The sequence below is a fragment of the Mucilaginibacter pineti genome (assembly GCF_900101875.1).
In the GTDB taxonomy this organism is placed as follows: domain Bacteria; phylum Bacteroidota; class Bacteroidia; order Sphingobacteriales; family Sphingobacteriaceae; genus Mucilaginibacter; species Mucilaginibacter pineti.
This window is the reverse complement of record NZ_FNAI01000005.1, coordinates 71371-97815: the sequence shown is the minus strand read 5'-3', so window position 1 is coordinate 97815 and position 26445 is coordinate 71371. Positions and strand designations below refer to the sequence as shown.

General features: G+C 43.3%; 21 protein-coding genes. 12 read left to right on the top strand and 9 right to left on the bottom strand.

All coding sequences use genetic code 11. The features are described from left to right. Nucleotides 1-13: 13 nt before the first annotated feature. On the bottom strand, nucleotides 14-685 hold the full coding sequence (locus tag BLS59_RS12765) for a hypothetical protein (protein ID WP_091149675.1): 672 nt from the start codon (nucleotides 683-685) through the stop codon (nucleotides 14-16). Nucleotides 686-853: 168 nt separating this feature from the next. Here BLS59_RS12765 and tyrS point away from each other — a divergent pair, with 168 nt between their 5' ends. Then, complete coding sequence (tyrS, locus tag BLS59_RS12760; RefSeq protein WP_091149674.1) at nucleotides 854-2137, top strand: tyrosine--tRNA ligase; 1284 nt, start codon at nucleotides 854-856, stop codon at nucleotides 2135-2137. Between the two features lie 188 nt (nucleotides 2138-2325). On the opposite strand, the gene BLS59_RS12755 is transcribed toward tyrS, so the two are convergent. Then, the gene (locus BLS59_RS12755) at nucleotides 2326-3033 is read right to left on the bottom strand and encodes a PH domain-containing protein (RefSeq protein WP_091149673.1); all 708 of its coding nucleotides are present in this window, start codon (nucleotides 3031-3033) and stop codon (nucleotides 2326-2328) included. A 161-nt stretch (nucleotides 3034-3194) separates the two neighbouring features. Then, a complete protein-coding gene (locus tag BLS59_RS12750) occupies nucleotides 3195-4181 on the bottom strand; it encodes a LuxE/PaaK family acyltransferase (RefSeq protein ID WP_091149672.1) in 987 nt (328 codons plus the stop codon). 159 nt (nucleotides 4182-4340) lie between these two features. On the opposite strand from BLS59_RS12750, the gene BLS59_RS12745 reads away from it, so the two are divergent. Continuing rightward, entirely contained in the window at nucleotides 4341-5012 is a 672-nt protein-coding gene (locus BLS59_RS12745) for a lipid-binding SYLF domain-containing protein (RefSeq protein WP_091149671.1), read from the top strand. A 127-nt stretch (nucleotides 5013-5139) separates the two neighbouring features. Here BLS59_RS12745 and BLS59_RS12740 read toward each other — a convergent pair whose 3' ends face one another. The 3 genes from BLS59_RS12740 to BLS59_RS12730 all read right to left on the bottom strand — a co-directional run bounded on the left by BLS59_RS12740 (nucleotide 5140) and on the right by BLS59_RS12730 (nucleotide 8686). Further along, on the bottom strand, nucleotides 5140-5478 hold the full coding sequence (locus BLS59_RS12740) for a hypothetical protein (protein WP_091149670.1): 339 nt from the start codon (nucleotides 5476-5478) through the stop codon (nucleotides 5140-5142). Between the two features lie 158 nt (nucleotides 5479-5636). After that, entirely contained in the window at nucleotides 5637-8075 is a 2439-nt protein-coding gene (locus BLS59_RS12735; protein ID WP_091149669.1) for a penicillin acylase family protein, read from the bottom strand. A gap of 32 nt (nucleotides 8076-8107) precedes the next feature. Continuing rightward, complete coding sequence (locus tag BLS59_RS12730) at nucleotides 8108-8686, bottom strand: thermonuclease family protein (protein ID WP_091149668.1); 579 nt, start codon at nucleotides 8684-8686, stop codon at nucleotides 8108-8110. Nucleotides 8687-8945: 259 nt separating this feature from the next. Here BLS59_RS12730 and BLS59_RS12725 point away from each other — a divergent pair, with 259 nt between their 5' ends. Beyond that, on the top strand, nucleotides 8946-9542 hold the full coding sequence (locus BLS59_RS12725; RefSeq protein ID WP_091149667.1) for a DUF6624 domain-containing protein: 597 nt from the start codon (nucleotides 8946-8948) through the stop codon (nucleotides 9540-9542). A gap of 146 nt (nucleotides 9543-9688) precedes the next feature. After that, on the top strand, nucleotides 9689-9949 hold the full coding sequence (locus BLS59_RS12720) for a (2Fe-2S) ferredoxin domain-containing protein (protein WP_091149666.1): 261 nt from the start codon (nucleotides 9689-9691) through the stop codon (nucleotides 9947-9949). A gap of 135 nt (nucleotides 9950-10084) precedes the next feature. On the opposite strand, the gene BLS59_RS12715 is transcribed toward BLS59_RS12720, so the two are convergent. Beyond that, the gene (locus BLS59_RS12715; RefSeq protein WP_091149665.1) at nucleotides 10085-10615 is read right to left on the bottom strand and encodes a ferritin; all 531 of its coding nucleotides are present in this window, start codon (nucleotides 10613-10615) and stop codon (nucleotides 10085-10087) included. Nucleotides 10616-10854: 239 nt separating this feature from the next. Further along, the gene (locus tag BLS59_RS12710; RefSeq protein ID WP_091149664.1) at nucleotides 10855-11217 is read right to left on the bottom strand and encodes a hypothetical protein; all 363 of its coding nucleotides are present in this window, start codon (nucleotides 11215-11217) and stop codon (nucleotides 10855-10857) included. A 201-nt stretch (nucleotides 11218-11418) separates the two neighbouring features. On the opposite strand from BLS59_RS12710, the gene BLS59_RS12705 reads away from it, so the two are divergent. The 8 genes from BLS59_RS12705 (at nucleotide 11419) to BLS59_RS12670 (ending at nucleotide 25239) form a co-directional block, all read left to right on the top strand. Then, nucleotides 11419-13281: a glycoside hydrolase family 13 protein gene (locus BLS59_RS12705; RefSeq protein ID WP_091149663.1), complete on the top strand. Its 1863-nt coding sequence runs from the start codon at nucleotides 11419-11421 to the stop codon at nucleotides 13279-13281. Between the two features lie 45 nt (nucleotides 13282-13326). After that, a complete protein-coding gene (gene pgmB / locus BLS59_RS12700; RefSeq protein ID WP_091149662.1) occupies nucleotides 13327-13974 on the top strand; it encodes a beta-phosphoglucomutase in 648 nt (215 codons plus the stop codon). 167 nt (nucleotides 13975-14141) lie between these two features. Next, the gene (locus BLS59_RS12695; RefSeq protein ID WP_091149661.1) at nucleotides 14142-16451 is read left to right on the top strand and encodes a glycoside hydrolase family 65 protein; all 2310 of its coding nucleotides are present in this window, start codon (nucleotides 14142-14144) and stop codon (nucleotides 16449-16451) included. Nucleotides 16452-16546: 95 nt separating this feature from the next. Beyond that, nucleotides 16547-18268 carry an alpha-amylase family glycosyl hydrolase gene (locus BLS59_RS12690; RefSeq protein WP_091149914.1) on the top strand — a complete coding sequence of 574 codons (1722 nt, stop codon included), beginning with the start codon at nucleotides 16547-16549 and terminating at the stop codon, nucleotides 18266-18268. Nucleotides 18269-18594: 326 nt separating this feature from the next. Beyond that, complete coding sequence (locus BLS59_RS12685; RefSeq protein WP_091149660.1) at nucleotides 18595-19911, top strand: MFS transporter; 1317 nt, start codon at nucleotides 18595-18597, stop codon at nucleotides 19909-19911. Between the two features lie 135 nt (nucleotides 19912-20046). After that, nucleotides 20047-22521 (top strand): glycoside hydrolase family 31 protein, encoded by a 2475-nt coding sequence (locus tag BLS59_RS12680; RefSeq protein WP_091149659.1) that lies wholly within the window; start codon nucleotides 20047-20049, stop codon nucleotides 22519-22521. 271 nt (nucleotides 22522-22792) lie between these two features. Beyond that, nucleotides 22793-24955, top strand: coding sequence for a 1,4-alpha-glucan branching protein GlgB (glgB, locus tag BLS59_RS12675; protein WP_091149658.1), 2163 nt, complete (start codon nucleotides 22793-22795; stop codon nucleotides 24953-24955). 92 nt (nucleotides 24956-25047) lie between these two features. After that, on the top strand, nucleotides 25048-25239 hold the full coding sequence (locus BLS59_RS12670; RefSeq protein WP_091149657.1) for a hypothetical protein: 192 nt from the start codon (nucleotides 25048-25050) through the stop codon (nucleotides 25237-25239). Nucleotides 25240-25445: 206 nt separating this feature from the next. Here BLS59_RS12670 and gap read toward each other — a convergent pair whose 3' ends face one another. Further along, on the bottom strand, nucleotides 25446-26441 hold the full coding sequence (gap, locus tag BLS59_RS12665; RefSeq protein ID WP_091149656.1) for a type I glyceraldehyde-3-phosphate dehydrogenase: 996 nt from the start codon (nucleotides 26439-26441) through the stop codon (nucleotides 25446-25448). Nucleotides 26442-26445 lie beyond the last annotated feature (4 nt).

Here is a 26445-nt window from a genome sequence, read left to right as displayed (position 1 = left end):
CTATATCAGTCTATTAAAGGTCCTGCAATTTGTTGTCTATCTCTTCAAAAATATCCATAAAGCTACCCATTAATTCATCACGGTAATGGCCGAGTACTTCATTCATATCGGCCTCATGCTGCGGGGTAAAGGGGTTTTGCCATATGCGCATACAGATCCGTTTAAGAGCGTAGGCTATCTGATGGGTTTCGGCATAGGTATGCAGGTATTGGCTGCGTTTAAACTCCTCATAAAACTTAAAAAAGCGGGTGCTATCCTTTAAGCCCGAAAAAGTTAAAAACTCCTGTATCACCGCTGTGTCGCAGCCGGCAAGGTGCACGTAAAAATCGTCAACCTGTATTTTGCCGGTAGTAAGCAACAGGTTATCTATGATCAGTTCCAGCGCTATATGCCCTAAAAAAAAGGGTTTTACCGGTGAGCCCTCAATGGCAGGCCTTAACAATTTCTTAAGCTCATGCGAGTGGGTAAGAAAAAAATCCGAAGAATGAAAAAAACGGTCGACTGCCAGGTGCTTATTCCAGCCAGCTATCAGCGCGTTGACATCGGGGTTGGAGTGCTGGAGTTTTTCGGGGTGCAGGATGATGGTTTTATCGGCATTTTTCAACAGATCTGGCAGTACCGTTCCCAATATATGGTAACAGTTGGTGGTATGCCTGTCAAAATAATAGTGTGATAAAAAATTCATAGTACCTGTTCTGCAAAATACCCTCTTTTGCTCAAGATACAAAGAATAAGTAATTATTTGAGGTAGATTTTACCTGCAGTTAACTGTAAACACAATTATTCATGATGTATCAATGATGAATAATTTGCTCAGCTTTATATCTTTGCAGCTTTTGAAAAGGAACTTACTATGAACTTTGTTGAAGAACTAACCTGGCGCGGTATGCTGCATACCATTATGCCAGGTACCGAAGAAATGCTGAATAAAGGCATGGCATCGGGATATATTGGATTTGACCCAACTGCCGATTCATTGCACGTTGGCCATTTAACCCAGATCATGACGCTGATACACTTTCAGCGTGCAGGCCATAAGCCTTACGCGTTGGTCGGTGGCGCTACCGGTATGGTGGGCGATCCGTCAGGCAAATCGCAGGAGCGTAACTTGCTTTCTGAGGATGTGCTGCAGCATAATTTAGAATCGGTTCAAAAACAACTGACCAAATTTTTGGATTTTAACAGCGGTGCCAACAGCGCCGAGATGGTTAACAATTACGATTGGTTCAAGAACTTCACCTTCCTTGATTTTATACGTGATGTAGGCAAGCACATCACCGTTAATTATATGATGGCTAAGGATTCGGTGAAAAAGCGACTTGAAGGCGATACTGGCATGTCATTTACCGAGTTTACTTACCAATTGGTGCAGGGGTATGATTTTTACTACTTGTGGAAAAACCATAACTGTACCATACAAATGGGCGGCAGCGACCAATGGGGCAACATTGTAACCGGTACCGAGTTCATTCGTCGTAAAGATGCCGGCGAAGCATTTGCCTTAACCACCCAGCTAATTAAAAAGGCTGATGGTACCAAGTTTGGCAAAACAGAAAGCGGCGCGGTTTGGTTAGATCCCGAACGTACATCGCCGTACCAGTTTTACCAGTTTTGGTTAAACACTACTGATGTTGATGCCAAGGCATACATCCGCATATTTACACTGTTTGATCGTGAGGTTATTGAAGCCCTTGAAGTTGAGCATGATGCCGCGCCACATACCCGTGCGCTGCAAAAAGCACTTGCAAAGGATATCACCATTCGCGTACATGGCGAGGGTGAATATGAAAAAGCCATTAAATCATCGGAGTTTTTATTCGGTAACGTTGGTATTGAGTTTTTAAATGAATTGAATGAAGCGGAGGTGCTTGCACTTTTTTCCGGCGTGCCAAACTTTACCGTATCATTAGCCGAAATAGAGGCGGGTATAAACGTATCCGACCTGCTGGCAGTTAAAACATCTGTGTTCCCTTCAAAAGGCGAAGCAAAGAAAATGATAGCTGGCGGCGGTGCTGCTATCAATAAAGTAAAAATTGCCACTGCTGATGATATTTATACGGCAGATACATTAATAAACGGTAAATTTTTAGTAGTGCAAAAAGGTAAAAAGAATTACTTTTTGATTGTTGCAGAGTAATCCGTTATTCAGTATAAAAGAGCATAATAATAACTATTTGTCATTGCGAGGAACGAAGCAATCTCATCGTACAAGTAGTAAACTATGCATGTGAGATTGCTTCGTTCCTGGCAATGACAAATTGAAATAAAAAAGGGGTTGGATTTTAAAAATCCAACCCCTTTTTTAATAGATATCCTACGTTGGATTTAAAAGTCGCTTAGCAGATCCAATTTCTTGGCATTATATTCTTCCTGCGAGATCAATCCGTTATCAAAAAGTGTTTTTAGCTTTTTAAGTTTCTCGGTAAGCTCATCTGGTTTTGGCGCTGCCTCCTGTACTACAGGGGCAGGTGCCGGAGTTGGTGCAGGCGGAGCAACTGGTGCCGGTGCCTGGTATTGCTGCGTTGCCGCAGGTGTTTGTGCAACAAAAGCCTGTTGAGCGGTTGATGTATGCGAAGCGGCAGGATTATCAAATTGGATTGAACCCGATTCGGCACGTTTTTGTTCCAGATCGCGCAGGCGGCGTGCTTCGCGCTCAACCTCTTTACGTTCCTGGGCGTATTGGTATAGTTTACGGCCTTGTATTTTGGGTAGGTAATCTACCGCCATTTCGGCGCCGTTGGTTGTTTTAACGCTGAATATAGCGCCAATAATTTCTTCCTTGGTATATACGTCAACAATGTCTTTCCACACAAAATCAACAAACTTTATAGACAGGCCCAGGTTGGCCGGGGTGAAAAATAATATACGTTTGTTGGTAATGGCTATACAATCAGGAAAAAGGTTCACGAGTGGCTTTTTTTGTACTGCTATATATATAACCTCTTCGCCCGAAGAAAGCAGGTCGACCAAACGGGAATAAACTTTTTCAACTGTTTTAGGATCTTGTTCCTCGTTCAAAAATTTCTCAATCATGTTTTTAGCATTTTATGATGCGCGCAAAAATAACAATAATAGGTAAGGTTTTCGTATCGAGTATCAAGTAGTTAGTATCAAGTATCATGACTTTTCTGCATGACCAGATCGATTTTTAAAAATCTTGGTACTTGATACTAACTACCTGATACTAAAATGAACTAAGCAATCAGCAAATTACAACCACGTATGTCGCTCTGATCAAACCTGCCTAAAACCTCAAATGAGCCATCAGCAAAAGTTTTACCAAGATCCTGCGTGGCTATGAACGAGCAGGAATTGATATTGGCGAGGTCGATAACATTAATACCGCCGGTTTTGCCATTTTGTAACGTGCTGATAGGGTCATTAGTATCGCGGATGATGATTTTCATCCAGGGTGGGCACTCAAAAATACCATTACCCAAGGAGTAGGCTTGCGATAATAGTTCGGTCATCCCGTATTCTGAGTGGATAGCCCTAACGCCAAAACCTTCGCACAATATTTCATGCAGTTCCTCGCGGATCATTTCCTTTCGGCGGCCTTTCATACCACCGGTTTCCATTACCAAAAGCTCGGGAAAGTTGATATTGTGATTCTCAATAAAATCAAGCAGACCAAAGGTAACGCCTATTAAAAGTGTTGGCTTTTTGGTATCCTGCTGTTTTTTTAGCTCATGGAAAAGCTCATCGTGGTTATATAAAAAGAAGCCGCTCCCGGCATTTGCCGATTGTGCTATCAAATCCTCCACCATATAAATAAGCGATGAACCCTCACGCTCCAGGTACGAGGGGAGCAGGGCCAGTACGGTGTAATCCTTTATATCGCCATAAAACAAACCGAAAGCGTTGCGGAAACTATCTTCATACCAGGCTTTATCGGCAACAAAATGCCGGCTTGTAATCATTCCTGTAGTTCCCGAGCTGGTAAAAATAAGCTCGGCAGGTTCACCGGTGCTGAGGATCTGGTGCGATTTGAAAAATTCAATCGGCAGAAAAGGAATTTGCTCAACCGATTTCACCCCGGCAGGATCAATCCGCAAGCCCGAAATAAAATGGCTGTAAACAGCACAATTTTTTACCTGGTGATTAAAAATCTGCAGAGCGATTTTGTTAAACTCTGCGGTGTTGTTTATTGAAAATACCTGTTGTTTATCCGGTGCGTTCATGAGCTGCAAAGATAGGTATAACAATGCGCAGATTTCAAATTTCAGATGTGCAGCTAAAATCTTGACATCTTTTATACTTGATTTGTGAAAACAAGTATACATTTTTGCCGTTCATACTAAGTACAGATACACAACAATAGAATTTAAAATTACAACCCCATGAAAGCATTAAAATTTTTGAAGTTCCCGCTTATATTAAGCTTGTTCTTCGTACTCATATCGGCAAAATCGGCCGATAAGGAAACAGAGCGCCTGCACAACTCGGCCAACGTGTTAAAAGAGTTTGGTAAAATGAAAGAAAGCATCCCCCGTCAATTGCTGGAGCAATATGAGGGTGTGGTTATTATTCCTAAATTGATTAACGCCGGTTTTGGTATTGGCGGTAAACGCGGCAGAGGTGTTGCTATGGTAAAACTGGGTGATGGTAAATGGAGCGACCCAGTTTTTATTACGCTTACAGGTGGTAGCTTTGGTTTGCAAATAGGTGTACAGTCTGTTGATATGATATTGGTTTTTCGCCATAAAGGTGTGCTTACCAAAGTAGAGAATGGTGATTTTACTATCGGGGGGGATATATCTGCGGCAGCTGGTCCGGTTGGTCGTAGTTCATCAGCAAGTACCGACTATAAATTGGAGGCTGAAGTTTACTCTTACTCACGTAGTCGCGGCTTGTTTGCCGGTATTACTATTAACGGGTCAAACCTGGCTATCGATAAATCGGCCATTGCCAATTTTTATGGTGAAGGCACAACTTCAAAGGAAGTTTTTGGATCATCAAAAAACACATCAGAAGCAGTTAGCGTGTTGAAAGAAACATTGAAAAGTTTCTAAGCTTCAACAAGCTTTAAAACAAAAAACACCAGTCATACAGGCTGGTGTTTTTTGTTTAAGGTGATTTTTTAGTATATTTTGTCATCTGAGGAACGAAGAATCTATCTATAACTAATAGAGCATTAACTTAATGCTTCTCAAAAGCCTTTTTCAATAACACTCCCGACAGCGCGGCGAACCCCGCCACCAAGCCGCCAATAATGCCCGTTATCACCAGGATATAACCCCAACCCGGCAGGTTAAAGAGATGAGCTATTTTGGTAGCCAGGATATGATCGTTAGGGATGCTTTTAAATAGCGCCAGTACAATCCACACTATAAAAACTGCCAAAAAGCCCGACCAAAATGCCTGGCGCGATGTTTTGCCAATAACCAATGCTGATAAGAATGCCGCTATGGCCACCACCCACCAGGGTAAAAAGTAACCGCTTGCAAATGTGAGTATGAGTATAATGAGGAATAACATATGTGTGTTTTTTAATATTTTAATTCCCCTCTTGAGAGGGGGCGTGTTGGCTTGTGTAATGGCAGGGGTGTGTTTCTACAGGTAGATTTACACACCCCTCCGCCCCTCTCAAGAGGGGAATCGCACGTGGCCCAGACTCTTTTTCGTTTTCATTTATCTTATTTACTTCCAATAGTTACAACCGTTTTTATCCTGCCCGATGCTTCTGTAGGCGATTGCAGGAACAGCAGTTCTTTCAGTTGGCCTTGTTGCCAGATCTTCAGCATATCACTGTAAAAAAAGCTGCCCGGGTTGCCAGATTCACCGCCAGGGAGTATGCCGTAACCTTTTACTGTTGGCCCCATTTGCACCACCATACGCCATGATGGCCCATGCCCGTTAACCAGCGCGTTAATGGTTGATCCTGTACCGCCCGATTCAAAATTGCCCGAGCTTAATGCTTCCTGCTGGGTAAGATGCGTTATTTCCATTTTTTTTACCTTGCCCCATTGCCAGCTTTCGCCGGGTTGACCATGCTCTTTAACCAGATCAGTAACTGCGCTTGTGAAGGCTTTGGTTACCATATCGGCACAGGTTTCTTTTGCCGGGGTGCGGATATCATCAAACCATTTTGAATTTGGCTCTTTTAATAAAAGCTGCTCTGTTCGGTCCATCGATGGGTAATTGGATTGCAGGTTTTTGTTAGCAAAATCATCGCCCCATATCAATCCGTATAGTTTTATCCACCATGCGTTAAATACGGTTGCCCCGGTTGAATTGGCCGCGAAATCCTTATTCCAGCCCTTTGCTATTTGCAAGACGGCCAGCTGGTTTTTATCTAATTTGGAGGCATCTACATATTTCAACATTGTAGCCATAATATCCTGCGCACGAATGCTATAGGTATCGGTTTGCAGGATACGCATACTATCAACCGTGGCCTTTTGCATGACGGTAAGCCTGTCGTTAATACGCTTACCCCGTTCATACGGTGCAAACGACCAGTTGATGTAATATGGATAGGTTTGATCTGTAGAGGATTGGTTTGCCGAGCTCACAAAGCCACGCGGCGGGTTTTTAACCGTTGGGTTTTGATCAAACGGGATCCAGCCATGCCAATCGTCGGCCGGGTCGGTACCGTCCAGGATAAATTTACCCTGATCTTTATATTTAAGCGGGTATTTGCCATTTGGGGTTATGGCTATATCATTATCCTTACTGGCAAATACAAAGTTTGATGCCGGTGCGTTAAAATAGGTAAGTGCCTTGCGGTAATCGGCATAGTTTTTTCCTTTGTTGAGGATATACATGGTCATCAGCTCGTCCGATTCATCATGCGCAATCCACCTTAGCGCATCACCAACAGGCACAAAATCTGGCGAGTGATCGGTAGTTTTTGATTTATCTTCATAAACAACCGGGCCATGATGGGTATAAATTACGGTATCATACAAAGTTTTTTGCCCGCGGATGTTGATGGCCTCCACACGCCGGCTGGTTTTGTTCCACTTGTTATTGTACCAGTACTCGTTCTTTTTATCGTCCTTAAATTTAACCTGGTACCAATCCAGTACATCGGCATCTACATTGGTTATGCCCCAGCTTATGTTGTTATTGAAACCCAATATTACGCATGGCGAACCCGGCAGTGATACCCCATAAACATTTATCCCCGGTGCCGAAAGTTGTACCTGGTACCATATAGAAGGGAAAGTAAGATTCAAGTGCGGGTCGTTAGCCAAAATGGGATAGCCGTTAGCTGTTTTACTACCCGATACCGCCCAGTTATTGCTGCCGATGCCTTCTTCTTTAACAACTCTTTTTACATTATCGTTCATTTGCGCCGAAAAGCCTGCCGATGGCTTGGGAATAGTCAGCGGTTTAAAATTCCATTTTGTACCTATCGGGATGATGGGATCCTCGTGCATAGGATAATCTGGAAACAGGTCATTTGTTGCTTTGGCGCCAAACTGCTTCAAAATGTTACTCATGGCAAACTCATTACTGCCGCCCGCCAGCGTTTCGCTCATTAGTTTGAGTAAAAAAGCGCAGTTGATAGGCTTCCAGTCCTCGGGTGCATAATCAAGCATTTTAAACTCAAGCGGGTATTCGCGCGGACCAAGCTGGTGAATGTAGGCGTTAATACCTTCGGTATAAGCCAGCACCATTTGGCGAATGGCGGGTTCCTGCATCATGGCTTTCAATGTTTTTTCGGCACCATATACAATACCCATGCGGCGGTGGTAACGGTCCATCTCCAACAGATTGGGACCAAGCACTTCGGCCAGCCTGCCGGCGGCCTGCCTGGTTTGGATATCCATTTGCCAAAGGCGGTCGGTGGCTGTTATGTAGCCCTGTGCATAGTACAAGTCGTGCTCGTTATCTGCAAAAATATGGGGGATGCGGTTCTCATCGTATTTAACAGTGACCTTGCCGGTAACGCCCGTAAGTTTCAGGTTATGGGCTGCTAAAATATGTTTGCTCTCTGCATTTTGCCAAAATCCATCCGCCGGACTAAGAAATTTCCCCAGCGGCGGCACCGGACCAAATTTTGTTTGCAGCGCCCAAATGAGCGCAAGTGTAAAGGCAATTGATAAAAATGCTTTTGTAAACTTCATTACGTAGGGTTGATGCCTATAAAGTTACCAATTTAATGCGCTTCTTCAAGTTTTGGCTTGCGCTTGCGATAATGTTTTTTGCGTGGTTTGGTTTGCAGGCTATCGGTTTTTGGTGCACGGTATGCCGGTTTCTTTTCGCGGCGGAAATCCCAGGGTGGGGTGGGATTAGCATCGGCCCATAATCCAAGCTTGTTTTCACGGGCTTGCTGCTCGTAACCCGCCAATTCAGCGTTTTTTGAATATTGCTTGTATTGCCAGGCGTAACCGCTTTTAACCAGCTGATAATTTACGTTGGTGCCATCGTCCAAAATAACCAATGCTACGGTACGGCCGTAACGGTCATGTACGTTGCCAATGAGTTTTACGTATTTGCCAAAGCAAAGATCTGATGTGAATTTTTTTGCCGCCTGCCCATAGGCCTGTGTTTTTTCGGGGCAATCAACCTCGGCCAGCCGTACGGTCATTTCCTGGTTATCGCTGCTCAGCAAACCAATGGTATCGCCATCCTTAATCTTTACAACTTTATACGGATAGGTGTTATCGGGCCTGGGGTTGCAACCCCAAACAATAAGTAAAACTATAAGCAGGAGGGAGGAGTACTTTTTGAACATTTTGTAAATGTGCAGATTTCAGATTTCAGATGTGCAGATGATTTTAAGATTTTTTTTGTCGGAATCCTAATTTGTCTGAACCATGATTTACATGATTTAAGGATTAAGAGGATTAATAAAATCGAAATCAAGATAATCTGTTTAATTAGGTGAATCATGGTTCAGACAATTTTCGGGATTCAGCAGATTTGTCAGATTTTTGGATTTTATTCCTTGTAAATATTAAAAATCAACTATATATTTAGTTTTTAATGATCCTATGAAAATCTTTATCCTATTATCTTTTATCTGCGGCTGTCTGGCATTGCCAGCATTTGCGCAGACACACAATTTAAATACACCTTTGATTGAGGAGATCAACGCGATGTATAAGGACGATCAGTTTTGGCGTTTGGAGGATATGAAGGCCGGAAGAAAGCAAAAATCAACATATAGTGCAGACGACATCCAAAAGAACTGGGCAACTGCCGATAGTATAAATGAAATAAAGGCGAAGGCTATCATCAAAAAATACGGCTACCCGGGTTACACGCTGGTTGGCAAGGATGCGAGCCAGGGTTTTTGGGCCATTATTCAGCATTGCGATGATGATGTACTTTTTCAGAAACTGGTGCTTGCATTAATGAAAAAAGAAGTAGACCGTAAAAATGCAAGCAAATCCAATTATGCCTTGCTAACAGACCGTATACTGGTAAGTACCAAGCAAAAGCAAATTTATGGCACACAGTTGTCGAAAGATTTAAAAACCAACAAGCTTACGCCGTTCCCGCTAAAATACCCCGACCAGGTTGACAAACTACGCAAACAAATGGACCTTGAACCTTTGGCCGATTACATTAAAAGCTTTGAAAGATGATTTGTGTTGATCTGGGGTTAAGAGAATTTGTCAGATATGTTTAAATCTTTTAGCATATACTAATTCCTGTCCAGGCAGATTACCTTAATGGAACTTTATTGTTATAACTTTGTTATAGTTTAACATTGTAATAACACTACAAGATTATGGGCAAATTCACCATTCCTGATAGGGTACTTTATGTATGCACCGGCAGCAAATGCGGCAAGCGGGGCGGCAAGGATATGTACAAATTGGCCAAAACTTACATAAAACATTACCACGGCCCCGAAGAAATTGAAGTCATAGAAACGGAATGTACTGACAGATGTAAGTATGCTCCAATATGCAGCATCCAGCCCGGTAACACCTGGCTAAAGGAATATAACGCTAAGGATGTATTGAAGCTGATGGATTTGATAGAGTAAGAAGCCCCACCCAACCCTCCCCCTGAAAGGGAGGACTTTTTAAATAGCATGTCAAAAAAAAAGTCCTTATGCATTAGCAAAAGGACTTTTTTATTAATCTCCCCCTCTCCTTTGGAGAGGGCCGGGGTGAGGCTTTTACGCCTCGCCGTTATATTTTATCTCACCTACGTGTTTGTCAATTTGCCAGCGGCCGGTGCCTTCTTCGCCAATAACTTCAAACAGTTCAAGGGCGCGGCGGGCTTTGTATTCTTCTTCGCGTTGCTCTTTCAGGAACCAGTTTAAAAATTCCATGGTTATAAAATCCTGCTCTTTCATACAGCGGGCGTAAATGTTTTTGATGGAGTTGGTAACGCTGATCTCCTGGTCCAAAGCTTCTTCAAAAACCTCGCGGAATGAGTTATATTCCTGCTTAATGCCGGTAATTTCCGGAGATATAGAGTTGCCGCCCATATCCAATATGTATTTATAAAATTTTAACTGGTGTAGTCTTTCTTCTTCGGCTTGTTTAAAAAAGTAGTCGGAAGAGAAATCATAACCGTTACGGTTACACCATGATGCCATTGATAAATATACTGATGAAGAATATGCTTCTTTTTTTACTTGCTGATTTAAAAGCGCTTCAATTTCCGTAGAAATCAGGCTTTTAATGCGTAATAGGTCTTTCATGATCTGGGCTGATTAAATATTGTAAATAAACTCACAACAGAATTATATACAATAATAATGCTATAAACACAATTAACTCAATTTAAACACAATATGAATTTAATCTAAATAGTTATAGGGAGAAAGGATTTGGGGTTTCGGATGTTTGATTTCGGATTTGTTTTTTAAAAAAATGATTGTAACGAAAATTTACTACCTGGATGGCAAAAAATCCGAAATCAAACCTCCGAAATCCGATATTAAATAACCACCCTGCCCAGTCTGTCGTGCAAAATGTGGTTTAGTTCAAGCATTACAAAGGTGCCTTCCAGGAGTTCTTTAAGGGCGATGATCTGTACTAAAGAGAGTACGTAGCAATGATCGCAGGCGCAGATGAAAATGATCTCTACATCCGGTGCTTTAGTGGTAGTAAGTAGCACCTGCTCAATATCTATATGGTAAACAGCTTTACGCAACTTAAGCAGGCAACGATAATCAAATTTGGCAACCTTGCCTGCAAAATCAACATACCAGCAACGTTCCTCATCGCACTGGTAAATAGCGCCGGCCGATGTACTGAAAACATCTGTCCATGGAGTAGTTTGGGTGAGCGTGGAAATCATATAACAATGCAAAACTGCAGTTTATTTATAATTAATCCAAATAAGATTAAATTTTTTTCGAAATTATTTATCCACCTATTTTTCTTTGCTCAACAATTATTTAACTTTTTCATACAACAAATCATTTTTATTATAAATTTGAAACGCAGATAGCATGATTTGCTGCACTGTACCAATTATCCTTTTTTTGATCCTTTTTGTATGAAAAAAAACTTACTGTTTACCATTTGCTGCGCTATGCTGGCACTGGGTGCTTCGGCCCAAATACCTGCCCTGGAACGCGTAGAGCCCATGTTTTGGTGGGTAGGAATGAGTAACCCCAACCTGCAGCTTATTGTTCATGGCAATAATATTGCAGCCCGTAATGTGGTGCTTAATTACCCCGGTGTAAAGCTCAAAGCGGTGCATAAAGTTGAAAATTCAAATTATTTATTCCTTGATCTGGAGGTTTTTTCATCCGCATCTCCGGGAACGTTCCCGATAAAATTCACAAAAGCCGGCGAAAAGGCCTTGGTTTATAATTATTCACTCAAAAAACGCGACAAGTCTGCGGGCCGTGCGCAGGGAGTAACCAGTAAGGATCTCATCTACCTCATTATGCCCGACAGGTTTAGCAATGGCGATGAAAGCAACGACTCATTTGATAACATGCGCGAGAAGGGCATTAACCGCGATTCGATGTACAGTCGCCATGGAGGCGATATCCAGGGAGTAATGAACCACCTTGATTATTTGAAAAATCTGGGTGTTACCGCCATATGGCTCACGCCTGAAATTGAGAATGACGAACCACATGCATCATACCACGGCTACGCCGTTACTGATTATTATAAGATAGATCCGCGCTATGGTACCAATGAACTGTACAAACAATTTGTTGAAAAATGCCACAGCATGGGCCTAAAGGTGATTAAAGACCTTGTTCACAACCATGCCGGCACCGAGGGTTATACCATAAGCGATATGCCGATGAAAAGCTGGGTACACCAATGGCCAACCTATACCAAATCAAACTTCAGGGATGCCGCGGTGATGGATCCGCATGTATCCCCTATGGACCGTAAACTGATGCAGGATGGCTGGTTTGATCACCGAATGGCCGATATGAACGAGAGTAACCCCTACGTGCAAAATTTCCTTACCCAAAACCACATCTGGTGGGTGGAGTATGCAGGTATCGACGGCTTCCGTTTAGATACCTATCCTTATAATGATCCGGCCTATATGGCCAAATGGGCACAAGATGTAAAAGCCGAGTTTCCCAAGCTTTCCATATTTGGCGAAACGCTGGTATGGTCGGCAGCAAACCAGGCGTTTTTTACGCAGGGTAATACCGTTAACCGTGGTTTTGATACCCACCTGCCCGGCATAACCGATGGTGTGCTTAAGGATGCCATTTTTGAAGCCATAAACGGTAACGATGGCTGGACGGATGGTGTCGGTCGCCTGTACTCGGTACTTGCGCAGGATTTTTTATACCAGGATGCAACCCGCAATACCATCTTTTTAGATAACCACGATATGAGCCGGATGCTCTCGGTACTGAAAGAAGATTTTACGAAATACAAATCTGCAATGGCCATGTTACTTACCATGCGTGGTGTGCCGCAGTTATATTATGGCGATGAGATATTGATGAAAAACCTATCGGACCCGGATGGTCTGGTGCGGGAAGACTTTGCCGGCGGGTGGAAGGGCGATAAGGATAATAAATTCACTGCCGATGGTCGTACAAAAAGGGAGAATGAAGCATTTAATTATGTAAGTAAGCTGGCCAATTATCGCAAGGTTACCACAGCACTGCAAACCGGTAAACTAATGCAGTATGTACCGGAGAAGGGCATTTATGTTTATTTCAGGTACGATGCCGCTAAAACAGTGATGGTTATCTTCAACAGCAGCGAAAAAGAGCAAACCGCCAGTGCCGAAAGGTATTTTGAGCGCATAGGCGATGCCAAAAAAGCCCGCAATGTAATTACCGACGAAGATGTTGATCTTAAACAGATTGCGCTGCCCGCAAAAACAGCCCTGGTATTAGAATTATTACCCGGCATTACTCATTAAAATTATATCTTAGGGGCTGTATGTGCCCCTATTTAACAAATAACGATGAACAATATTAAAGCCTGTATTTTTGATCTCGACGGTGTAATTGTTGATACAGCAGTATATCATTATAAAGCCTGGAAACGCTTGGCAAATAGTTTAGGGTTCGATTTTACCGAACATCAGAATGAGCAACTGAAAGGCGTGAGCCGTGTGCGCTCGCTTGAACTTATATTGGGCTGGGGCGGGGTAACCAAAACCCCTGCCGAGCAGGAAGTGCTGGCCACCCAAAAAAACACCTGGTACATGGAAATGGTAAACCAGATGAAACCCGACGAAATATTGCCCGGTGCCAAAGAGTTTATCCTGATCTGTCGTGCGGCGGGAATTAAAACAGCCCTTGGGTCTGCCAGTAAAAACTCTATGACCATTTTAGATAAGATTGGTATTACAAACTTGTTTGATGCGGTTATCGACGGTAATAAAGTAAGCAAGGCCAAACCCGATCCCGAAGTGTTTTTGCAAGGCGCTAAGGAACTGAGTGTTGAACCCGAGGAGTGTGTGGTATTTGAAGATGCCATAGCCGGGGTTGAAGCAGCCAAAGCCGGCCACATGAAGGTAGTAGGTATAGGCCAGCCCGGTGTACTGGATGCCGACCTGGTAATAAGCGGTTTGGATAAGATGACGTTAGATAAGTTGTTTAAGTTATAAGCGCCCTGTTATGGCGAGGAACAAAGCATAAATGAATTTGTCATCCTGGGGAACGAAGGATCTATTCGCCGATTAGATTTTTCACTTCGTTCAAGAAATAGTTCTTGTTCCTCAGAATTACAATTTGATCTTGAGTTTCCCGTAATGAGGGCAAAAACAATCATTAAATGAAAGACTATATTAAAGTAGATGAGTGGAAGATAATTGAGGAAGGCTTTGATCCCCACCATCATAAAATATCTGAAAGCATATTTAGCCTGGGTAATGGCCGGATGGGGCAGCGCGCCAACTTTGAGGAGACTTACAGCGGCGATACCTTACTTGGTAACTATGTTGCCGGGGTTTACTACCCCGACAAAACCCGCGTTGGCTGGTGGAAGAATGGCTATCCCGAATACTTTGCCAAAGTACTCAACTCGGCCAATTGGACCATTATTGATATCCTGTTGGATGGTGAACAGCTTGACCTTGCCAAATGCGAGGTAATCGATTTTCGCCGGGAACTGAATATGAAGGAAGGGTATCTGAAACGGAGCTTTAAAGCCAAAACAGCCTTAGGTAAAGAAGTTGCAGTAGAGGCTTGTCGCTTTTGCAGTATGGTTGATGATGAAACTGCTGCTATTAATTACACCATCACCCCACTTAATTTCAGCGGAACTATTACCATAACGCCGGCTATTGACGGCGATGTGATGAACAAGGATTCTAATTACGATGAAAAATTCTGGGATGAGGTAACAAAGGCTACTCAGCCCGATGGCGGCTATATTGTAATGCGCACCAAAAAAACAGGTTTCGAGGTGGCAACCGGCATGAAATTCAGCATTGTTCAAAATGGTACGGTTATACAGCCTAAAGCGGAAGCCATACAAAAGGAAAAATACGTTGCTTCAAAAGTTGAATTGCAGGCGCAGCAGGGGCAAAGCATCAGCATTGTAAAATATGTGGCTAACCTATCCTCCCAAAATCATAAGCCCGAAGGTCTTATTGTACAGTTAACCTCAACTTTAAACAGGATAGCAGCCAAAGGTTTTGATACTATGTTGGCCGAACAGGCCGCCAACTGGGCCGAAAAATGGAAACATAACGATATTATTATCGAAGGCGATGCCTCGGCACAGCAGGCTATCCGCTTCAATATCTTCCAGCTTAACCAAACCTATACCGGCGAGGATGACCGCCTGAATATTGGTCCCAAAGGCTTCACCGGCGAAAAATACGGCGGTTCTACCTATTGGGATACCGAGGCTTACTGCGTACCTTTTTACTTATCAACCGCCGATCAAAAGGTTACTAAAAACCTATTACTATATAGATACAAACAACTGGGTAAGGCGATAGAAAATGCCGCCTCTTTAGGGTTTAAAAATGGTGCCGCCTTGTACCCAATGGTTACCATGGATGGTACCGAATGCCATAACGAATGGGAGATCACTTTTGAGGAAATCCACCGCAACGGGGCCATTGCATACGCCATTTTTAACTACGTACGTTATACTGCCGATGATGCTTACCTCGCCAATTATGGCTTGGAAGTACTTATTGCGATAGCAAGGTTTTGGTCGCAAAGGGTTAGCTGGTCGCAGGCAAAGGAGCAGTATGTAATGCTGGGTGTAACCGGGCCAAACGAGTACGAAAATAACGTAAATAACAACTGGTACACCAGCAAACTGGCTGCCTGGTGTATGGAGTATACCATCGAAGTTATCGAAAAAATAAAAACTTCAGATAAGGCAAAATACGAAGCGTTGGTAAACAAGATCAACTTTGATGAAGCTATCGAAACATCGAGGTACAAACACATCATCGAAAAAATGTATTATGGTTACGATGAAAAGCAGGGTGTGTTTTTACAGCAGGATGGTTATTTAGATAAGGAACAGATCCTGGTAAAAGACCTGCCAGCCGTTGACCGCCCGCTGAACCAGAAATGGAGCTGGGACAGGATATTGCGTTCATGCTATATCAAACAGGCCGACGTACTGCAGGGCATTTACTTTTTTGAAGACCAATACGATATAGATACCATCCGCAGGAATTTTGACTTTTACGAGCCGCGTACGGTACATGAATCATCATTATCGCCGTGCGTACATGCCATATTAGCCGCAAAACTTGGCGACGAGGCCCGCGCCTATGAATTTTACCTCCGCACCGCCCGGTTAGATCTGGACGATTATAACAACGATACCGAAGACGGCTGTCACATCACATCAATGGCAGGCACATGGATGGCTGTTGTTGAAGGTTTCGGCGGGATGCGCGTAAGGGATGGCAAGTTAAGCTTCCAGCCCTTCCTACCCGAGAAATGGGCTTCGTTCTCGTTTAATGTGGGTTTCCGTGGCGCGTTGCTTAATATAAAAGTGAGCAAGGATGGCGTGCAAATCAAAAACCTGTCGGGCAATGAGGCCTCCGTTTTAGTACATGGCAAAGAGCAGGTAGTAAAGGCCAATGACGAATTGTTGGTTGAAGCATAATGAACAGGATTAAAATTTCTGTCTGTTTTTTGGCGGTATCAATAATACCGCTGATTTCGTTTGCACAGATAAAAGATCACAAGAGAACAAAAAAAATGGAACAAGCTACCAAAGATAATAAGCTGATCATATACCAACTGCTGCCTCGCCTGTTTGGCAATACCAAAACACTTAACAAAACCAACGGCTCTATTGAAGAAAATGGCGTTGGCAAGCTGAATGATATTAATGATAAGGCCCTGCACGAGATCAAAAAAATGGGATTTACCTATGTTTGGTATACCGGCGTAATTGAACACGCCACCATGACCGATTATTCCAAAGACGGGATAAAGGCCGACGATCCGGATATTGTGAAAGGCATGGCAGGATCGCCTTATGCCATAAAGGATTACTATGATATCGACCCCGATTTGGCCGTTGATGTTAAAAACCGCATTGGCGAATACGAGGCCCTTATTAAACGCACCCATACCAACGGATTAAAGGTACTGATGGATCTGGTGCCTAACCACGTAGCCCGCACCTATGCATCTGATGTAAAACCTGCCGGCGTACGTGATTTTGGGCAGGATGATGATAAAAGCAAAGGATTTGATCCGAAGAATGATTTTTATTATATACAGGGGCGGCCATTTACTGTTCCATCGGGATATAATCCTGGCGGCGATGAATTTACCAGTCCGCTAAAAGATGGTAAATTTGATGAAAGCCCTGCTAAGGCAACAGGTAATGATGTTTTCAGCGCTTCGCCGAGCATCAATGATTGGTTTGAAACCATGAAATTGAACTATGGTGTTGATTACGCGGATAACCGCAAAGGGCACTTTGACCCCATCCCGCCGCTATGGAACAAGGTTTATGATATCCTGCATTATTGGAGCAATAAGGGTGTGGATGGTTTCCGCTGTGATATGGTGGAAATGGTACCCATTGAATTTTGGGCATGGGTTATCCCGAAAATGAAGACTGAGCATCCGGGTATTGTATTCATCGGCGAAGCCTACGATAAAGCAAAATACAACGATTATATATTTAAGGGGCACTTTGATTACCTGTATGATAAGGTAGGCCTTTACGATACTGTACGAAACCTTACCCGTAATGATCCGCATACCACAACATGGGGTATCAACAGCGTTTGGAACCACGATAGCAAAGGTATAGACCAGCATATGTTGCGCTTTATGGAAAACCACGATGAGCAGCGCATTGCCTCGCCAGATTTTGCAGGTAACCCATGGCTGGCAGTACCGGGTATGATTGTTACTGCAACGTTGAATACTGGCCCGGTGATGATTTACTTCGGACAAGAGGTTGGCGAGCCCGGTGCAGGCAGTGAAGGTTTTAGCGGCAACGATGGCCGTACATCTATATTTGATTATTGGGGCGTGCCCGAGCATCAGAAATGGATCAACAACGGTGTTTACGATGGCGGTAAACTATCCGACGATCAGAAGAAACTGCGTGGCTTTTATCAAAGCCTGTTAACTTCAGTACATAACAGCGAAGCAATAAAAATCGGTAGCTTTTACGAGCTGATGATGGCCAATGAGCACCAGCCGGGCTTTGATACAAAGCTGTACATATACCTGCGTTATACCAATAATCAGCGTATATTAGTAATAACCAATTTTAATCGGGATGCCCGCACAATAAGCGTAAAACTGCCTGACGATCTGTTACAGAAGCTAAACCTTGCCGGTGATAAACAATTCACTGATTTACTAAACGGCGCAAAATTCAATACCAGCGATATTAAAAACGGGGTTGAAGTTTCGTTGCAGGGAAGCAGCGGGTTGTTGCTGGAGTTTTAAAAGTAATACCGCAGAGTTTACTCACCCGACCATCGCTGCGCTTGGTCACCCTCTCTTCGCCTTCGGCGGAAAGAGGGGTGGGGTTAGTGATGATGTTAAAGGGCATAGATAAGATAAGAAGGAAAAAATAAAATGACTTTACCCTCTTTCCAGCGAAGCTGAAGAGAGGGGCGCCGCACGAAGTGCCGGCGGGGTGAGTCGAACGGAGCAAGAGGAAACTTTTACTTCGCCTTCTTTTCAGCGAAGCGTAGCCGGGGTGAGTCCTCTTAAACAGGACAGCGCCTATAAAACTGATCCAATAAACCAGACCAACATAAACCAATAAAATGACTACATTATCAGCACAAAAACCCAGACTTAGTTTTTGGCAAATCTGGAACATGAGTTTTGGGTTTTTAGGCATCCAGTTTGGCTGGGCGTTGCAAATGGCAAATATGGGTGCCATTTACGAATACCTGGGTGCCAAGCCCGATAAAATTCCGATGTTGTTTTTGGCCGCTCCGTTAACCGGCTTAATAGTGCAGCCCATTGTAGGTTACATGAGCGACCATACCTGGCATTCCAAACTGGGCAGGCGTCGCCCCTATTTTTTGGTGGGAGCTATCATAAGCTCTATAGCGCTTATTTTTATGCCCAATTCATCTACGTTGTGGATGGCCGCCGGTCTGTTGTGGATCATGGATACCTCCATAAACGTAAGCATGGAGCCCTTCAGGGCTTTTATTACCGATAAACTGCCTGATGATCAGCGTACGCGTGGGTTTGCTATGCAAAGTGTTTTTATCGGTTTAGGATCAATAATAGCATCGGCATTGCCGTGGATGATGAGTCATTGGTTCAATGTACAAAATTCATTGGTGGCGGGTACAATCCCGGCCACGGTACGTTACTCATTTTATATAGGCTCGTTTGCGTTTATTGCCGCTGTTCTATATACAGTTTTTACAAGTACCGAATACCCCCCGGCCGATATTGCCGATCTTCAAAAGAAAAAAGAAGAAAAACGGGGTATTGGTGCAGGTGCGGCCGAAATTTTTCATGCCATAGCCAATATGCCCAAACGGATGCGCAAGCTGGCGCTGGTGCAATTTTTCACCTGGCCTGGTTTGTTCCTGATGTGGTTTTATTACTCGCCGGCGGTAGCCCGTAATGTTTTTGGAGCCGTAAGCGAACAGGACGCGTTGTATACCAAAGGCGTTGAATTTGCAGGGTTAACACTTTCTTATTATAACCTGGTAACCTTTGTGTTTGCCTTTTTTATCCCCTTTTTAGCTGCAAAATTAGGGCGTAAGTATACCCACATGGTATGTCTGCTTGCCGGTGCTGCCGGTTTAATATCGGTAGCTTTTATTCATAATCCGTATATGCTTTATGCATCTATGACCGGTGTTGGCATTGCCTGGGCAAGTATCCTTTCAATGCCCTACGCTATGTTGGGCGGTTGTTTGCCCGAGGACAAGGTGGGTATTTATATGGGCATTTTTAACTTCTTCATTGTACTGCCCGAAATCCTGGCTTCACTGCTGTTCGGTTGGATCATGTCGCACCTGTTAAACAATAACAGGCTGCTGGCTGTTGAAATAGGGGGCTGTTTAATGATAATTGCGGCCGTATTAACCTTACGCATAAAGGAAGAAGAATAGCGCCAAATAAAATCTAAAATAATTTAGTTCAATTGTTGTTATTGGCACAGTTAATGATTTTTCATTTAATCAATTGTCGTATATTGCGTAGTAAGTACACTTTATACATATTTGCAGAACCCCACATTAATTTGAATGGAAAGTAATATACCAAACGAAGAGCTGAAAACCAGTAAGTTAGTTGAAGCAGAAAATATACTTGAAGAAGAAGAGGAGTTTCATCACCTTAATAACCCTGCAGATGGCATTAAGCCAATCATAAAAAAATACCTCGGTATACCCAACCATGCCGATCAGTTGGGGAATAAGTTCTACTTTACAGATGGCGATGCCAAAGTTGAGGTAGTTGTGGTTACAGACGAGATCATCCGTGTAAGACTTGCCCCGCATAGTGTTTTCCTGGAAGAGTTTTCTTATGCCGTTCCCAAGTTGGAACACAAAGCTGCCTCTTTTACTTTATATGAAGATCAGAACGAGTTTAGGGTAGCTACAAAAGCTATTAACTGCCACATTCGCAAAACAGATTTCTTTATATCTTTTTCTGATAGTAGCAGCCACGTAACCAGTATGGATGCGGTGCCTATGCACTGGGAAGAGAACGTGCAGTTTGGAGGTTACTACGTTTTTTGTACAAAAACCTGCGCCTCTGGCGAAAGTTTTTTTGGCTTAGGCGATAAACCAACCGAGTTTAACCTGCGCGGTAAACGACTTAAAAACTGGAATACCGATGCCTACTCATTTCAGTGGAACCAGGATCCACTTTACCGCAGTATCCCTTTTTACATAAGTGTAAATGAAGGCATCGCACACGGTATTTTCTTTGATAATACATTTAAAGCGCAGTTTGATTTTGGTGCCGAGGATCCTACTAAAGTAAGTTTTTGGGCTGATGGCGGCGAACTGCAATATTACTACATCCACGGGCCACACATGATGGATGTGGTAAAAAGCTACCACATTTTAACAGGTACCCACCCAATGCCTCCGCTTTGGGCGCTGGGCTACCACCAATGCCGTTGGAGTTATTATCCCGAAACTAAGGTTAGGAAGATCACCAACGGTTTCCGCGAAAACAAAATCCCTTGCGATGGTATCTATTTAGATATCGATTATATGGATGGCTACCGCTGCTTTACCTGGAACCGCAAGTATTTCCCCGATCCGAAGAAAATGATCAGTGAGTTGGCTGCCGACGGCTTTAAAACAGTGGTAATTATTGACCCCGGCATCCGTGTAGATGATAATTACGAAGTGTTTAAGGAAGGTAAAGAGAAAAGATATTTTTGCCGCCGAAGCGATGATTACTTTATGGAAGGCCACGTTTGGCCGGGCCGTTGCCAGTTCCCTGATTTTACTAATCCCGAAGTTCGTGAATGGTGGGGCGGTTTGTTTGACGAGTTGGTACAAATGGGCGTAGCCGGTGTTTGGAACGATATGAATGAGCCCGCCGTATTTGGCGCCGGTACTTTTCCGGATGATGTACGCCACCAGTATGATGGTTACCGAGGTTCGCACCGTAAGGCACACAATGTTTATGGTATGCAAATGGTACGCTCAACCTATGAGGGTCTGCGCAAAATTATGAAAAATAAACGTCCTTTTACCATTACAAGGGCGGGTTACTCAGGCGTACAGCGTTTCTCATCTGTTTGGACGGGCGATAACGTAGCCTCATGGGAACATTTAAAATTAGGCAACATTCAATGCCAGCGTTTATCAATATCCGGTATCTCTTTCTGCGGAACAGATATCGGTGGCTTTAGCGGTGAGCCCGATGGCGAACTGTTTACCCGCTGGATACAGATGGGTACTTTCTCGCCTTTTATGCGCGCGCACTCTGCCGGTGATACCAAGGAGCGCGAGCCATGGAGCTTTGGCGAACCATTTACCGCTATCAACCGTAAATTTATTGAGCTGCGATACCGCCTTATCCCTTACTTGTATTCAACATTCTGGGAGCACCACCGCTATGGTTTCCCTATATTGAGGCCTATAGTAATGCACGAGCAGGATGTAGTGCTTAATCATTTTCGCCAGGATGAGTTTACATATGGCGATAAAATTCTTGTTTGCCCGGTAATGGAACCTGGTCAAACCAAACGCAACGTGTACCTGCCAAAAGGTAAATGGTTCAATTACTGGACGCTGGAAGTATTAGATGGTGGCCAGGAAGTTACCGTAGATACCCCGCTTGAAACCATGCCGATTTTTGTAAAAGCCGGATCAGTAATACCAGAATACCCGGTAATGCAATATGTTGGTCAGCATGAAATAGAAGAAGTAAAACTGAATATCTATTTCACAGATTACGAAGTAAACTCCTTCCTGTTTGAAGATTACGGCGAAACATTTGCCTACGAGCAGGATATTTACCTGGAGAAAAAGTTTGTGGTAAATGGCGGTTCAAGAACAATGACTATAAGCCAAAGCATGGAAGGTTTATATACACCACGTTATGAAGGCTATCATGTTAACGTAATTGGCCTACCCTTTAAACCATCAAAAATTATAGCCGATGGTAAAACGGTGAGCGATTTCACCATTAATACCGATGGTACGCTGGAGTTTAAATTCAGTAAAAACTTTAAACAAATAGAGATATCAAAATAATCTAAAGGCCCCGGTTTACCGGGGCCTTTTTTGTAAGACAAAATTTTATTTTTTGTCATCCCGAGCGCAGCGAAGGATCTATTAGACGATTGCAAAGTCCGCGAGCAGATCCTTCGTACCTCGGAATGACAAAATCATCAGTCTTCAACCTCAAAATAAATCCTGTAAATCCTGCATAATCCCCAAATCCTGTTATATTTGATTATCTATAAACCAAACTCAATCCTGCATTTGGGGTTATCCTTACATACCCTTACAGGTTATCTATATCATGGCCAAACAAACTAAGAAAACCGAAACCCCGTTACCGGAAGCAAAGCCAGTAAAAGAAAAAGCCGTTAGAGCGAAAGCCGCCCCTAAAGCCAAGCCCGAAGCTAAAATATCTACAGCTAAAAAGACAGTAAAAGCCCCGGCAGCAGAGAAGCCGGTTATTGCAAAATCTAAAGCCGTTAAGGCAAAGGTCACCGAAGCTATACCATCAACCCATGTAATAAAAAACGCGGTTGAGCCTTACAGCAGGTTTACAGATTTTGATATCAGTTTATTTAAATCGGGCAAGCATTATAAGCTGTATGAAAAATTTGGTTCGCATGTAGAGGAGTTTAACGGGGTGGTAGGTACATACTTTGCAGTTTGGGCACCAAATGCGCAGTATGTGGCAGTTATAGCCAACTTCAACGGTTGGAACCGTGGTTCACATAGTTTAAATGCCCGTTGGGATTCATCAGGCATTTGGGAAGGTTTTATTCCCAATATTGGTGTTGGCGAAACCTATAAATATTATATCAAATCGTCTACCGGCGAAGATCTGGAAAAAGCTGATCCCTTTGCCTTGCGGTGGGAAGTACCGCCAAGTACGGCTTCAATAGTTGCCGATACTTTTTACGAGTGGAAGGATGCTGATTGGATGGCAACCCGTCAGGAGCATAATGGGCTTGACAGGCCATACAGCGTTTACGAAGTGCATTTAGGTTCATGGGCGCGAAGCGTTGAAAGCCCTGATGAGTTTTTAACTTACAGTCAGCTGGCTGGAAAACTGGTGCCCTATGTAAAGGAAATGGGCTTCACCCATATCGAGCTGATGCCTATTATGGAATCGCCGTTTTATCCAAGCTGGGGATACCAGATCAGCGGTTACTTCGCGGCTGCGTCACGTTACGGTACACCACAGGAGCTGATGTACCTGATAGAGGAATTTCACAAGGCGGGTGTAGGCGTTATTCTTGATTGGGTACCTTCACATTTCCCGGGCGATGCGCACGCGCTTTACAATTTCGACGGCACGCACCTGTATGAGCATGCTGATATGCGCAAAGGATTTCATCCCGACTGGAAATCGTATATATTCAATTACGGCCGTAACGAGGTTAGAGCATTTCTGATAAGCAACGCCCTGTTTTGGCTGGATAGATATCATGCCGATGGCTTACGTGTAGATGCGGTGGCATCTATGCTTTACCTTGATTATTCCCGTAAGCATGGCGAGTGGGAAACCAATATTTACGGCGGTAATGAAAACCTGGAAGCTGTATCATTCCTGAAGGAGTTCAATGAAGCTGTTTATAGCCACTTCCCATCTACGCAAACCATAGCCGAAGAATCTACATCATTTACAGGTGTTAGTCGCCCGGTTTATTTGGGTGGCTTAGGCTTTGGTATGAAATGGATGATGGGCTGGATGCACGATACTATCGACTATTTTCACGAAGACCCTATTAATCGTAAATATCACCACAACGAGATTACGTTTAGTACCATATACGCCTTTACAGAAAACTTTATGCTGCCTTTTTCGCACGATGAGGTGGTGTATGGCAAGGGCAGTATGCTGCGTAAAATGCCAGGCGATGAGTGGCAGCAGTTTGCCAACCTGCGTTTAATGTACAGCTACATGTTTACGCACCCTGGTACAAAACTGCTGTTTATGGGTGCCGAATTTGGCCAGGGCGATGAGTGGAATTTCGGCCAGTCGTTACAATGGCATGTGCTGGAATACCCTAATCACCATGGCATGAGCGAAACCGTAAAAGCTCTCAACCATTTATACCGCGATGAACCTGCCTTGTATGAAAAAGGCTTCGATTTCAGAGGCTTTGAATGGGTGGATGGCGGTAATGCCAACGATTCCATATTGGTATACGGTCGCTTTGGTAATAACAGTAAGGATGATCTGGTGATTGTACTGAACATGACCCCGGTTATACGTCATAACTATCGTATTGGTGTGCCTGCCGCCGGTCAGTGGAAAGAGATCTTTAACTCCGATGCTCATAAATTCTGGGGTAGCGGCGTAGGTAATCATGAAATTTTGAATACCGACATTGAAAAATGGCATGGTAAGGATAACTCAATCAGCATAACTATACCGCCATTAGCTGCCGTAGTATTCAAACGAACCACCGCAGCGCCAGCTAAATACGAGTTGAAAAAATAATAAGTTAAATTTTATAAAAAGCTATCTAACCATTTCGCTAACGTTTACGTTTAAGGAATAGTTAGATAGTTTAATTATAGATTTACCTGCTTATGAATCCCAAGTTCCGTACGCTGTTTGTAATATGCGGTTCCGTTACTTTAGCACTGCTTATTTTGCAGGTTGTTATAACATTTCCTGATGTAAGCGCTAAGGGCATACTTTTAAATGCACTACCCGCGCTTTTCTTTTATTTTTTGGCCTATAAAACCTACCACGAAAGCAAGGATGGCGAGTTGATGTAAAGTCAATTCACGGCATAGCATAAACAAGCCCAATTATCCTTTAGTAAAACCTGGCAGCGATGTACCCTCTTACGCAAATCCGTAAACAAAGTTCATCTCCTATACTATGAGATTGTCGCGCTCCGCAATGACATAGTTTTATACCAAAAACGCCCTGGCAATTGCCAGGGCGTTTTTGGTATAAATTAAAGATTGATGACTGGAAATTAGAATTTAGCTAATTCCTGAACAAGATCAATCAGTTTGTTTGAATAACCCCATTCGTTATCATACCATGATACTACTTTTACGAAGTTATCATTTAAGCCGATACCTGCTTTTGCATCAAAAATTGAAGTGCGTGCATCGCCTTTGAAATCTTCAGATACTACTTCATCTTCGGTATAGCCTAAAATGCCTTTTAATTCGCCTTCAGAAGCAGCTTTCATAGCGGCTTTGATGGCCTCATATGATGCACCTTTTTTCAAGCGTACAGTTAAGTCAACTACAGATACGTCGGCAACTGGTACGCGTAAAGACATACCTGTTAATTTACCTTTTAACTGAGGTAAAACTAAACCAACTGCTTTAGCAGCACCTGTTGATGAAGGGATGATGTTTTGGTAAGCGCCACGACCACCTCTCCAGTCCTTGGCAGATGGGCCGTCAACTGTTTTTTGGGTAGCTGTAACAGCATGTATAGTAGTCATTAAGCCTTCTTCAATACCAAAGCTATCATCCAATACTTTAGCTATAGGAGCCAAACAGTTGGTGGTACATGATGCGTTTGAAACGATGTTTTGATCGGCTTTCAATTCTTTATGGTTAACACCCATTACAAAAGTAGGGGTATCATCTTTAGCTGGTGCGCTCATTACCACTTTTTTAGCGCCGGCATCAATATGTTTTTGAGCAGTTTCCTGGGTTAAGAACAAGCCTGTAGACTCTATGATCACTTCGGCACCAATTTCACCCCATTTAAGGTTAGCTGGGTCCTTTTCAGCAGTAACACGGATGGTTTTACCGTTTACAACCAAATGTCCGCCTTCAACAGCAATAGTGCCTTTGAATGGTCCGTGGGTTGAATCGTATTTTAACATGTAAGCCATGTAATCTGGCTCAACCAGGTCATTAATACCAACAACTTCTATGTCGGATCTTTCAATTGCGGCTCTGAATGCCAGACGTCCAATACGGCCGAAACCGTTAATTCCTATTTTCATGATT

What these genes read in the sequence shown, in the direction of transcription:
- BLS59_RS12715 (WP_091149665.1), bottom strand. Translation starts at nt 10,615, where the DNA reads ATGAAAGACCTATTACGCATTAAAAGCCTGATTTCTACGGAAATTGAA.
- BLS59_RS12695 (WP_091149661.1), top strand. Translation starts at nt 14,142, where the DNA reads ATGAAAGACTATATTAAAGTAGATGAGTGGAAGATAATTGAGGAAGGC.
- BLS59_RS12705 (WP_091149663.1), top strand. Translation starts at nt 11,419, where the DNA reads ATGAAAAAAAACTTACTGTTTACCATTTGCTGCGCTATGCTGGCACTG.
- pgmB (WP_091149662.1), top strand. Translation starts at nt 13,327, where the DNA reads ATGAACAATATTAAAGCCTGTATTTTTGATCTCGACGGTGTAATTGTT.
- BLS59_RS12710 (WP_091149664.1), bottom strand. Translation starts at nt 11,217, where the DNA reads ATGATTTCCACGCTCACCCAAACTACTCCATGGACAGATGTTTTCAGT.
- BLS59_RS12765 (WP_091149675.1), bottom strand. Translation starts at nt 685, where the DNA reads ATGAATTTTTTATCACACTATTATTTTGACAGGCATACCACCAACTGT.
- BLS59_RS12755 (WP_091149673.1), bottom strand. Translation starts at nt 3,033, where the DNA reads ATGATTGAGAAATTTTTGAACGAGGAACAAGATCCTAAAACAGTTGAA.
- BLS59_RS12680 (WP_091149659.1), top strand. Translation starts at nt 20,047, where the DNA reads ATGGAAAGTAATATACCAAACGAAGAGCTGAAAACCAGTAAGTTAGTT.
- BLS59_RS12750 (WP_091149672.1), bottom strand. Translation starts at nt 4,181, where the DNA reads ATGAACGCACCGGATAAACAACAGGTATTTTCAATAAACAACACCGCA.
- BLS59_RS12720 (WP_091149666.1), top strand. Translation starts at nt 9,689, where the DNA reads ATGGGCAAATTCACCATTCCTGATAGGGTACTTTATGTATGCACCGGC.
- BLS59_RS12690 (WP_091149914.1), top strand. Translation starts at nt 16,547, where the DNA reads ATGGAACAAGCTACCAAAGATAATAAGCTGATCATATACCAACTGCTG.
- BLS59_RS12745 (WP_091149671.1), top strand. Translation starts at nt 4,341, where the DNA reads ATGAAAGCATTAAAATTTTTGAAGTTCCCGCTTATATTAAGCTTGTTC.
- tyrS (WP_091149674.1), top strand. Translation starts at nt 854, where the DNA reads ATGAACTTTGTTGAAGAACTAACCTGGCGCGGTATGCTGCATACCATT.
- BLS59_RS12725 (WP_091149667.1), top strand. Translation starts at nt 8,946, where the DNA reads ATGAAAATCTTTATCCTATTATCTTTTATCTGCGGCTGTCTGGCATTG.
- BLS59_RS12735 (WP_091149669.1), bottom strand. Translation starts at nt 8,075, where the DNA reads ATGAAGTTTACAAAAGCATTTTTATCAATTGCCTTTACACTTGCGCTC.
- glgB (WP_091149658.1), top strand. Translation starts at nt 22,793, where the DNA reads ATGGCCAAACAAACTAAGAAAACCGAAACCCCGTTACCGGAAGCAAAG.
- BLS59_RS12730 (WP_091149668.1), bottom strand. Translation starts at nt 8,686, where the DNA reads ATGTTCAAAAAGTACTCCTCCCTCCTGCTTATAGTTTTACTTATTGTT.
- BLS59_RS12740 (WP_091149670.1), bottom strand. Translation starts at nt 5,478, where the DNA reads ATGTTATTCCTCATTATACTCATACTCACATTTGCAAGCGGTTACTTT.
- BLS59_RS12685 (WP_091149660.1), top strand. Translation starts at nt 18,595, where the DNA reads ATGACTACATTATCAGCACAAAAACCCAGACTTAGTTTTTGGCAAATC.
- gap (WP_091149656.1), bottom strand. Translation starts at nt 26,441, where the DNA reads ATGAAAATAGGAATTAACGGTTTCGGCCGTATTGGACGTCTGGCATTC.
- BLS59_RS12670 (WP_091149657.1), top strand. Translation starts at nt 25,048, where the DNA reads ATGAATCCCAAGTTCCGTACGCTGTTTGTAATATGCGGTTCCGTTACT.